Annotated in this window: 9 protein-coding genes; 4 read left to right on the top strand and 5 right to left on the bottom strand. The window is 69.8% G+C overall.

The window, feature by feature from the left end:
• Positions 1-2 precede the first annotated feature (2 nt).
• Positions 3-827 carry an SDR family NAD(P)-dependent oxidoreductase gene (locus tag ACZ6SA_RS33865; RefSeq protein WP_347642837.1) on the bottom strand — a complete coding sequence of 275 codons (825 nt, stop codon included), beginning with the start codon at positions 825-827 and terminating at the stop codon, positions 3-5.
• Between the two features lie 97 nt (positions 828-924).
• Between ACZ6SA_RS33865 and ACZ6SA_RS33870 the strand changes: the two genes are divergently transcribed.
• Positions 925-1,509 (top strand): TetR/AcrR family transcriptional regulator, encoded by a 585-nt coding sequence (locus ACZ6SA_RS33870; protein ID WP_465832777.1) that lies wholly within the window; start codon positions 925-927, stop codon positions 1,507-1,509.
• Between the two features lie 42 nt (positions 1,510-1,551).
• Here ACZ6SA_RS33870 and ACZ6SA_RS33875 read toward each other — a convergent pair whose 3' ends face one another.
• The gene (locus tag ACZ6SA_RS33875; protein ID WP_347642839.1) at positions 1,552-1,794 is read right to left on the bottom strand and encodes a hypothetical protein; all 243 of its coding nucleotides are present in this window, start codon (positions 1,792-1,794) and stop codon (positions 1,552-1,554) included.
• A 183-nt stretch (positions 1,795-1,977) separates the two neighbouring features.
• On the opposite strand from ACZ6SA_RS33875, the gene ACZ6SA_RS33880 reads away from it, so the two are divergent.
• Entirely contained in the window at positions 1,978-2,763 is a 786-nt protein-coding gene (locus tag ACZ6SA_RS33880; RefSeq protein ID WP_347642840.1) for a class I SAM-dependent methyltransferase, read from the top strand.
• Here ACZ6SA_RS33880 and ACZ6SA_RS33885 read toward each other — a convergent pair.
• The 3 genes from ACZ6SA_RS33885 to ACZ6SA_RS33895 form a co-directional block, all read right to left on the bottom strand.
• The gene (locus ACZ6SA_RS33885; RefSeq protein WP_465832780.1) at positions 2,760-3,533 is read right to left on the bottom strand and encodes a sporulation protein; all 774 of its coding nucleotides are present in this window, start codon (positions 3,531-3,533) and stop codon (positions 2,760-2,762) included. The genes ACZ6SA_RS33880 and ACZ6SA_RS33885 overlap by 4 nt on opposite strands.
• Before the next feature lie 10 nt (positions 3,534-3,543).
• Positions 3,544-4,782 carry an SPFH domain-containing protein gene (locus ACZ6SA_RS33890; protein WP_347642842.1) on the bottom strand — a complete coding sequence of 413 codons (1,239 nt, stop codon included), beginning with the start codon at positions 4,780-4,782 and terminating at the stop codon, positions 3,544-3,546.
• 135 nt (positions 4,783-4,917) lie between these two features.
• Entirely contained in the window at positions 4,918-6,543 is a 1,626-nt protein-coding gene (locus ACZ6SA_RS33895; RefSeq protein ID WP_347642843.1) for an SPFH domain-containing protein, read from the bottom strand.
• Positions 6,544-6,697: 154 nt separating this feature from the next.
• Here ACZ6SA_RS33895 and ACZ6SA_RS33900 point away from each other — a divergent pair, with 154 nt between their 5' ends.
• Positions 6,698-6,931 (top strand): helix-turn-helix transcriptional regulator, encoded by a 234-nt coding sequence (locus tag ACZ6SA_RS33900; protein ID WP_347642844.1) that lies wholly within the window; start codon positions 6,698-6,700, stop codon positions 6,929-6,931.
• 36 nt (positions 6,932-6,967) lie between these two features.
• The gene (gene uvrB, locus ACZ6SA_RS33905; protein ID WP_465832783.1) at positions 6,968-9,076 is read left to right on the top strand and encodes an excinuclease ABC subunit UvrB; all 2,109 of its coding nucleotides are present in this window, start codon (positions 6,968-6,970) and stop codon (positions 9,074-9,076) included.
• The last annotated feature ends 181 nt before the right edge of the window (positions 9,077-9,257 follow it).

Consider the following 9,257-nt stretch of genomic DNA (forward strand, 5'->3'; position numbering starts at 1 on the left):
CCTCACGGCCGCAGCAGGTGGGCGGTCTGCTCGTGCAGGCGGCGCGCGTCACCCGGGTCGAGGGTCGGCAGCGACGGGTCGACCGGGGCGCGACGGTCGTAGGCGAGCAGGCCGCCGCCCGGTGGGTCGTCCATGAGTTCGATGATCGGCTCGATGCTCTTCTCGACGGGCTGGGCGAAGAACCTGGCCAGCACCTTGATGACGGCCTTGGCCGGCCCGCGGAGGCTGTCGGTGCCGCTGTCGGTGAAGCCCGGGTGGTGCAGGAGGAAACGCGTACGCCCGTCCGGATGGTCGGCGGCGTAGGCGACGCCGAGGAGGTCGGTGGCGCGACCTGCCTGGAGCACGGCCTTGATGCGGTTGAATCCCTTCTCCAGAGACAGGTCGTCCCAGTGGATGCGGCCCTTGGTGGCGCCGACGCCGCACACGTTGACGATCATCGGGTTCGCGCCCTTGTCCAGCAGGCCGGTCAGGCCGTAGCTGAGCAGCATCCGGCTGACGTAGTAGAGGGCGAAGGTGGCCTCGAAGCCGTCGGGCGTCACCACCCGGCCGGGGAAGTGCCGCATCGCGGTGAGGACGAGCCCGTCCAGCGCGTCGTGCCGCGCCGTGATCTCCTTGACCACGCGTACGTTCTCCGCGACCGAGGTCAGGTCGGCCTGGACGAACGCGGCCCGGTCGCCGGCCCCGGCGCGGGCCGCCTCGTCGAGGAAGCGCCGCCCTTTCGCGGGATCGCTGCCGATGATCGTCACCTGGTCGCCGCGCCGCAGGAAGTGGCGGGCCAACCCTCTCCCCATACCGGTTGTGCCGCCCGACACGACATATGTCCGCATATTCCATCCTCCAAGTCATCGAACGCTGACTAACGGGGAACGTAGCACACCATGGCCGTACAATGTCAACGATCGATGACTATGAGGGGAGTGCCACGTGCGGAAGAGAGACCGGGAGGCCACCAGGGCGCGCCTGCTGGAGGCCGCGAGGCTGCGCTTCGCCCGCGAGGGCTACGACGCCACGAGCGTGCGCGACATCGCCGGAGACGCCGGCGTCGACGCCGGCCTGATCTTCCGCTACTTCGGCAACAAGAAGCGGCTCTTCGACGAGGTCACCGCCGACATCCCCGCCGACATTCCCGCCGACCTGCTCGACGGCCCCGAGGAGGAGCTGGTCGCCCGCATGGTGCGTTCCGTGGTCTTCGCCGACTGGACCCGCTACGGCGGCGAGCACCCGCTGCTCGCCATGCTGCGCTCCTCGGCCCACGAGGACACCAGGCAGCGCATCCGCGAGGAGGTCTGCACCACCTACGTCAGGGCCCTTGAGGACCTCGCCGAGGGCGACGACGCCGAGCTGCGGGCGGAGCTGCTCAGCGCCTGGCTGGTCGGCATCGGCATCCTGCGTTCGGTCGTGGCCACCCCGGCGCTGGCCGAGGCCGGCCTCGACGACCTCGCCCCGCACGTGGCGGCCGTGGCCGGAGACCTGCTGGGCCGTCCCATGTCGGGCACCTCGGACGCGTGACGGCGCCGCCGGGCGCCGCTCGCCCGCCGAGCGCCCTGCGTGTCAGGCGGCGGCCAGCGTGTAGGCGCCGGCGACCGCGCCCAGCGCCCAGCGCATCCGCCTCACGTACGTCTCGGGGTGGTCGCCGGCCTCCTGCGCCACGTACGCCGCGCACCAGGCCGGGTCGCCGCCGCACGCGCACAGCCGCTCGTTCACGGCCTCGCGGATCTGGACGGGCGTCAGCCGGTCCGACGGCTGCAGAGCGGTCGCGAAGAGCACCTGGGCCAGCTCGGTCGTGGTGAACATGTCGGGCTCCTCTCATACGTGCCGTTCGCCGGCACCCTCTGAATAGACCGCGAACGGCGGCGGAACTCATCGGCATACGGCACACAACAGGTGCGGACTTTTCCTCAGACACCCGTGCGAGAGCAAGGGCCGGCCGGATAACAGGTCGAACCCGGATCGCGGCCCGACGTAGGATCCAACGGCATGATCATGGATCCGGAAGTCCGCGCCTACTACGAGCGCGGCGGAGAGCTGACCAGGCTGCGCCAGGGGCGCGGCAGGCTGGAGTTCCACCGCACCCGTGACGTGCTGCGCCGCACGTTGCCCCCGCCGCCCGCCCGGGTGCTCGACGTGGGTGGCGGCGCCGGCGTGCACGCCGAGTGGCTGGCGGCCGACGGGTACGCCGTGGAGGTGATCGACCCGGTGCCCCTGCACGTCGAGGAGGCGGCGGCGCTGCCGGGGGTGAGCGCGCGGCTCGGCGACGCCCGCGACCTGCCGGTCCCCGGCGGGCAGGCCGACGCGGTGCTGCTGCTGGGGCCGCTCTACCACCTGCCCGAGCGGGCCGACCGCGTCCGGGCGCTGGCCGAGGCGCGGCGGGCCGCACGGCCCGGCGGCACGATCGCCGCAGCCTTCATCAGCAGGTACGCGGCCCTGCACGACAGCGTCTACCACGGGACCTTCACGCAGCAGGCCGCGCGGGCCGCCGACTACCGTTCCGTCGAGACCGGCACGATCATCTCGACCGTGGACACGGGATTCCGGGGTTACCTGCACACCCCTGAGGAGATCCCCGGCGAGTTCACCGACGCCGGGCTGCCCGAGCCGCGCCGCTACGGCCTGGAGGGAGTGTTCTGGCTCTACGGGGACGTGAACGCCTGGCTGGACGACGACGGGCGGCGCGAGCTGCTGCTCGACGCCGCCCGCAAGGTCGAGTGCGAGCCGTCGCTCCTGGGGGCCAGCGGTCACCTGCTGGCCGTGACACGGGTCTAGAACCACCCGCGGTGGCGGGCCATCTTCTCCAGCCCGCGCTCCAGGGCCTGCTCCGCCGCGCCCGGCGGATCGTCGTAGCGGATGGTGAACCGGTTGTAGGCGTCATGGCTGGAGGTCAGGAAGCCGCCCCGCTTGTCGGCCTCCAGGATGACGTCCATCTTCCCGGGCCCGGCGATGAACGTCAGCTCCAGCTCGTTGAAGTAGCGCCGCCACTTACCGCCGGCGTAGTACTCGATCTCCTGGAAGAACGGCATCGTCGAGCCGTAGAGCGTGCCGCGCTCCAGGTCGGCCTTCTTGAACCGGAAGCCCAACCGGTCGAGCGCGGCGATCACGTGCTCCTGGACGGGCAGCGGGCTGACGAACAGCGGGTCGAGGTCGCCCTTGTCGAGCGCGCCCGCCAGCGCCAGCTCCGTCTGCACGCCCAGCCTCATCCCGCGCAGCGGCTGCCCCGCGATCGCGCTGATCGGCGTCTCCCACGGGATCGCCACCTCGAACGGATGCTGGTGCTGCGCGCCCGCGGCGAGCTGGAACGGCCCCGAGACCTGCTGGCGCAGGAAGCTGTAGGTCGACTTGTACTCGCTGTCGCCCGACTCGACCTCCACGACGGCCGTCAGGTCGATGTGGATGCCCTCGACCTTGTAGTCCGCCTTGCCGCCGCGGAATTGGACGACCCCGCGCAGCAGCTCGCCAGGGCGCACTCCCGTGTTGGTCAGCACCGTGTCAACCTCGACGCCCGCGCCGAACGCGGCCATCAACTTGCGGAACACCATGGGGGTTCTCCTATGCGGAAGGTGTGTGGCCGTTCTGGCCGGAGCCCGTGCCCGAGATGCGGGGAAGCAGCTGGGCCAGGAGGAGGGTGGAGAGCGCGGAGTCCGACTGCCCCTGCTGGGTGCGTACGACCAGCGGCTGGGGCGCGTTCTCCGCCAGTTTGGCGCCCACGTCGAGGCGCTTGCGGGCCAGCTCGTACTGCAGCACGGCCCGGTTGTCCCGGTACGACTCGGCCAGCCGGCGCAGCGCCTTGGCCTCGTTCTCGGCGGCGGTCAGCTCGGCCCTGCCGCGCGCCTCGATCTCCCACGTCACCCGCTGCGCCTCGGTCTCCTGCTCCTCCAGCATGCGCGCCACGTCCTTGCGCGCGGTGTTGTGGGCGGCCTTGACCTCGACCACGCGGGCGTCACGGGTCTTCTTGGAGCGCTCGATCTCCATCAGCAGGGTGTCGATGCGGCGCTTGCGGGTCAGCTCCCACTCACGCTCGTAAGCCGACATCTCCTTGGCCACCTTCTCCCGGGTGGACAGGTGCTGCTGGTACTGGTCGGGCAGCTGGACGTCGGGGATGTTGGCGCCCGTGATGCGCACGCCGTACCTGCCGAGCTGGCGGTTGAGCGCGTCCTGCATGTCGCCGACGTCGGAGCCGCGCAGGTCGTACGCGCGCTCGGTGTGGACCCTGCGGCTGCGCTGCCTGATCGCGTCCTGCACCGCGCTGGAGAGCACCAGGTCGAAGTTGCCCGCGCCGATCGTGCGGACGAACGCGACCGGGTCCACGATGCGGAACTTCAGGAAGAACTCGATCGACTTCAGCGGCACGTTCTCGGCCGTGGGGCAGGCCACGATCGGCGCCGAGTACGGGATCTCGGTCGAGGTGTCGACGACCGCGTCCACCCGGTCCCACGGCAGCCAGAGGTAGTGGCGGCCAGGGGGCAGCGTGCTGGTGATGGCGCCCCAACGGCTGCGCACGCCGGTGGTGCCCTCCTCGATCTCGATGATCGCCTTGCGCCACATCGTGACCAGCGCCAGGGCCAGGAAGACCAGCGCCGCCAGCGCGGCGATGATGGTGAGGTCGGTCAGCGCGGCCATGCCGGCGCAGTAGAGCGCCAGGAACACCAGCGCCATCCAGGCGAAGCCGCGGCGGTCCTTGGGGATCACGACGGGGACGAGCTGGCCCTGCTCGCCTCCGCGCAGCAGCTGGCGAATCTCGCTCCAGGAGGCCAGCGACTCCTTGATCTTCGAGAATTCCCTGCTCATCGGTCGCTCACCAGCTCCTCATTCGCTCCGCGGAGTGCCTCGTTCCTCGGCCCTCCACTCCGCTCACTGCGTCGGGTTCGCTCCCTGCTCATCGGTCGCTCAGCTCCTCAAACACGCGTCGGTTCTGCTCTCTGTTCACAGGAGCTCACTTCCCTGGGCCCGGCCGCCCGGCAGGAGGCGTTCGACGGTCCGATCGAGCTCCGGGTCCGGCTCCGGGGTCTCCACGGCCTCGCCCACGTCGGCGGCAGCCTTCTTGAGCAGGGCGACGATCTCGTCCTCCCGGCCCGCCACGCGCGCGCCGATCTCGTCGAGCCTGGAGCGGATGGCGGCCATGTCCTCGGGGGAGAACAGCACCGCGCCCTTCCCGCCCACCAGCTGCTGCGCCAGGGCCAGGAAGTCGATGTCGGTCTGCTCGCCCACCTGCACCACCTGCGGCAGCCGGGCCGAGACGGACTCCAGCCTGGTCAGCAGGTCCTGCTGGAAGCGGTAGTCGAGGATCTCGGGCGCCTCCGCGGCCGACAGCGCCCTGATGTCCAGGGCCTGGGCCTCCAGGAGCGCGGCGTTGGCGTTGGCCGTGGACTCGGCCTCGACCAGCCGCTGCCTGGCCTGCGCCGTGGCCTGGTGGGTGGCGCGTTCGAGCGCGGTGTCCATGCGGGCCTGGTAGCCGGCGATCTCGGCCTGGATGGCGCTCAGCGTCTCCTGCAGCCCGGCCAGCTCCTTGATCAGGTCGCCCTCGTTCTGCTCCTTGCGCAGGTTCAGCTCGTACTCGTAGGTGTAGGCCTCCTTGGCGACGCGCACCATCTCGGGGGCCGCCAGGTCCATGCGGTATTCCTGGCTGGAGGGCTCGGCGTGCGTGATGTTCACGTCGGTGAGCCGCACGGCGGGCAGGAACTGCTGGTTGAGGCTCTCCAGCATGCCGAGCGTGCTCTCGCCCACCAGGTCGTAGATCTCCTCGGCCCGCTGGGCGTAGATGAGGGAGCGGGTGACCTCGCTGATGGCGTTCTGGAGCTTCGACTGGAAGCCGCTGACCGAGCCGAGCACGAAGATGAACTCGGCCGGGTTCTCGATCCTGAACTGCAGGAACAGGTCCACGCTCGCCTTGACGCCCTGCTGGGTCGGCGCTTCGCTGATCGGCGCGTTGAACGGGTATTCGCGCGTGGTGTTGACGATGTAGCTGACCCGCTTCCACGGGTTGAACAGCGTCACCCGCCCGGGGTCCGCGATGTGCACCAGCTTGCCGAACTTGGTGATCAGCGCCTTGCATCCCTCGGGCACCATCACCACGCTCCGCCGCCACCACAGGAACACGGCGGCCAGGACCAGCACGAACCAGTAGTGCGGGCCGAAGATCAGGTCGGTGTTGGGGATGACGTTGCCGAGGGCGCCGATGAGGCCGAGCACCACGAGGATGACAAGGGGCACGAGCACTTTCGCGGTGCTGCCCTTGGGGATCACCACGGGCGAGATGACGTGCATGCCGTTGTCGGCGAAGCTGCGGTTGACGATCTCGCCGGCCTCGTTCAGCGACGCCGTCCTGGCCTCGATGAGGGTGCCGATGGAGGCGCCGCCGTCGCGGGCCGCCGCGAAGTCGTGCGGGTTCAGCGCGAAGCCCGGGGCCTGGCCCCCACCGCCTTGGGGCCCCATCTGGCCGGCGAACTGCTCCGCGGCCTGACCCATCGCCTGGCGTACGTCACCCCCTTGCGCCATCGCTTGGGCGATGCCCTGACCTGCTTGGCGTAGTGCCTCTCTGGGACGTGACATTGGACCTTCCTTTTCCGCTACAGGCGATTCCGACCGTATCGGGAATGACTTACTGTTCGCTTGCAATGCGGCGTCACATATGTATTGCTGTTGGTAGCAGGTGTGCTGCGTATGTAGTGGACGTGCTATGTCGGGGATGCGCGCAAGGAGTTCCATGAGCGAGACCGTCCACAACCGCATCGCGCTGCTGCGCGCGGAGCGGAACGTGACCCGCAGGCAGCTCGCCGAGGCCCTCGGAGTCCACTACCAGACCGTCGGCTATCTCGAACGCGGCGAGTACAGCCCCAGCCTCCACCTGGCGCTGCGCATCGCCGGCTATTTCGAGGTGCCCGTCGAAGTGGTCTTCTCCACCAGCCCCTTCCCCAGGATCGGCGAGCGGTCCGCTTGACGTTTTCTGTCAGTCCGGCCGCCTACAGTGGGCACCATGCGACCGGTCACAGATTTGCAGCGGAAGGTGGCGCCCTTCGAGGTCGTCACCGAGATGACTCCCTCCGGCGACCAGCCCACGGCCATCGCCGAGCTGGAGCGCCGCGTCAAGGCCGGGGAGAAGGACAGCGTCCTGCTGGGCGCCACCGGCACGGGCAAGACGGCCACGATCGCCTGGCTGATCGAGCGGCTGCAGCGGCCCGCGCTGGTGATGCAGCCCAACAAGACCCTGGCCGCGCAGTTCGCCAACGAGCTCCGCGAGATGTTGCCGAACAACGCGGTCGAATACTTCGTCTCCTACTACGACTATTACCAGCCTGAGGCTTACGTCCCGCAGAGCGACACCTACATCGAGAAAGACTCCTCGATCAACGACGAGGTCGAGCGCCTGCGCCACTCGGCGACCAACTCGCTGCTCACCCGGCGCGACACCATCGTGGTCGCCTCCGTGTCGTGCATCTACGGCCTGGGCACGCCGCAGGAATACGTCGACCGCATGGCCAGGCTCCGCGTCGGCATGGACGTCGACCGCGACCAGCTGCTGCGCCGCCTGGTCGACATGCAGTACACCCGCAACGACCTCGCCTTCACGCGGGGCACGTTCCGGGTGCGCGGCGACACGATCGAGATCATCCCGAAATACGAAGAGCTGGCCGTGCGCATCGAGATGTTCGGCGACGAGATCGAGAAGCTCTCGACCATGCACCCGCTGACCGGCGAGGTCATCACCGAAGACGAAGAGCTCTACATCTTCCCCGCCTCCCACTACGTCGCGGGCGAGCAGCGCATGGCCGCCGCCGTGGCGGGCATCGAGGCGGAGCTGGCCGAACGCCTGTCGGAGCTGGAGCGCCAGGGCAAGCTGCTGGAGGCGCAGCGGCTGCGCATGCGCACGACGTACGACATCGAGATGATGCGCCAGATCGGCACCTGCTCCGGCATCGAGAACTACTCGCGCCACATGGACGGCCGCGAGGCCGGCAGCGCCCCCAACACGCTGCTCGACTACTTCCCCGAAGACTTCGTCCTGGTGCTCGACGAGTCCCACCAGACCGTGCCGCAGATCGGCGCCATGTACGAAGGCGACGCCTCGCGCAAGCGCACGCTGGTCGAGCACGGGTTCCGGCTGCCGTCGGCGCTCGACAACCGGCCGCTCAAGTGGGAGGAGTTCCTGGAGCGCATCGGGCAGACGGTCTACCTGTCGGCCACTCCGGGGCCCTACGAGCTGGGCCGGGTCAAGGGCGAGGTCGTCGAGCAGGTCATCCGCCCGACCGGCCTGGTCGACCCCGAGATCGTGGTCAAGCCGACCAAGGGCCAGATCGACGACCTGGTCCACGAGATCCGCGAGCGCGCCGAGCGCGACGAGCGCGTCCTGGTCACCACGCTGACCAAGAAGATGTCGGAAGACCTGACCGACTACCTCCTGGAGCTCGGCATCCGGGTCCGCTATCTCCACAGCGAGGTCGACACGCTGCGCCGCATCGAGTTGCTGCGCGAGCTGCGCACCGGCGAGTTCGACGTGCTCGTCGGCATCAACCTCCTGCGCGAGGGCCTCGACCTGCCCGAGGTCTCGCTGGTGTCGATCCTCGACGCCGACAAGGAGGGTTTCCTCCGCTCGGAGACGTCCCTGATCCAGACCATCGGCCGTGCCGCCCGCAACGTCTCCGGCCAGGTCCACATGTACGCCGACAAGATCACTCCGTCGATGGAGCGGGCGATCGACGAGACCAACCGGCGCCGGGCCAAGCAGATCGCCTACAACGAAGCCAACGGCATCGACCCGCAGCCCCTGCGGAAGAAGATCGCCGACATCCTCGACTCGCTGCAGCGCGAGGACGCCGACACCGACCGGTTGCTCGGCGGGGGGCGCCAGCAGTCGCGCGGCAAGGCGCCGGTGTCGGGCTTCGCCGCCCGGCAGGCCGGTCAGCACGCCAAGGCCATCGCCGGCGACATGCCCAGGGCGCAGATGGAGTCCCTGATCGACTCGTTGACCGAGCAGATGCACCAGTCCGCGGCCGACCTGCAGTTCGAGGTGGCCGCCCGGCTGCGCGACGAGATCAAGGAGCTCAAGCGCGAGCTGCGCGACATGCGCGAGGCAGGCGTCGAATAACCGATCCCCTGGCGGTTGGCGCCACGCGTCGACGGCCCGGCCCGCTCCCTCCCGACGCTCGGTGACCAGGGGGAGCAGCGGGATGAGGGCCGGGGGGGGGGGGGGGGGGGGGGGGGGGGGGGGGGGGGGGGGGGGGGGGGGGGGGGGGGGGGGGGGGGGGGGGGGGGGGGGGGGGGGGGGG

The organism is Nonomuraea sp. NPDC049378, assembly GCF_055586745.1.

What these genes read in the sequence shown, in the direction of transcription:
- ACZ6SA_RS33865 (WP_347642837.1), bottom strand. Translation starts at nt 827, where the DNA reads ATGCGGACATATGTCGTGTCGGGCGGCACAACCGGTATGGGGAGAGGG.
- ACZ6SA_RS33875 (WP_347642839.1), bottom strand. Translation starts at nt 1,794, where the DNA reads ATGTTCACCACGACCGAGCTGGCCCAGGTGCTCTTCGCGACCGCTCTG.
- ACZ6SA_RS33880 (WP_347642840.1), top strand. Translation starts at nt 1,978, where the DNA reads ATGATCATGGATCCGGAAGTCCGCGCCTACTACGAGCGCGGCGGAGAG.
- ACZ6SA_RS33885 (WP_465832780.1), bottom strand. Translation starts at nt 3,533, where the DNA reads ATGGTGTTCCGCAAGTTGATGGCCGCGTTCGGCGCGGGCGTCGAGGTT.
- ACZ6SA_RS33890 (WP_347642842.1), bottom strand. Translation starts at nt 4,782, where the DNA reads ATGAGCAGGGAATTCTCGAAGATCAAGGAGTCGCTGGCCTCCTGGAGC.
- ACZ6SA_RS33895 (WP_347642843.1), bottom strand. Translation starts at nt 6,543, where the DNA reads ATGTCACGTCCCAGAGAGGCACTACGCCAAGCAGGTCAGGGCATCGCC.
- ACZ6SA_RS33900 (WP_347642844.1), top strand. Translation starts at nt 6,698, where the DNA reads ATGAGCGAGACCGTCCACAACCGCATCGCGCTGCTGCGCGCGGAGCGG.
- uvrB (WP_465832783.1), top strand. Translation starts at nt 6,968, where the DNA reads ATGCGACCGGTCACAGATTTGCAGCGGAAGGTGGCGCCCTTCGAGGTC.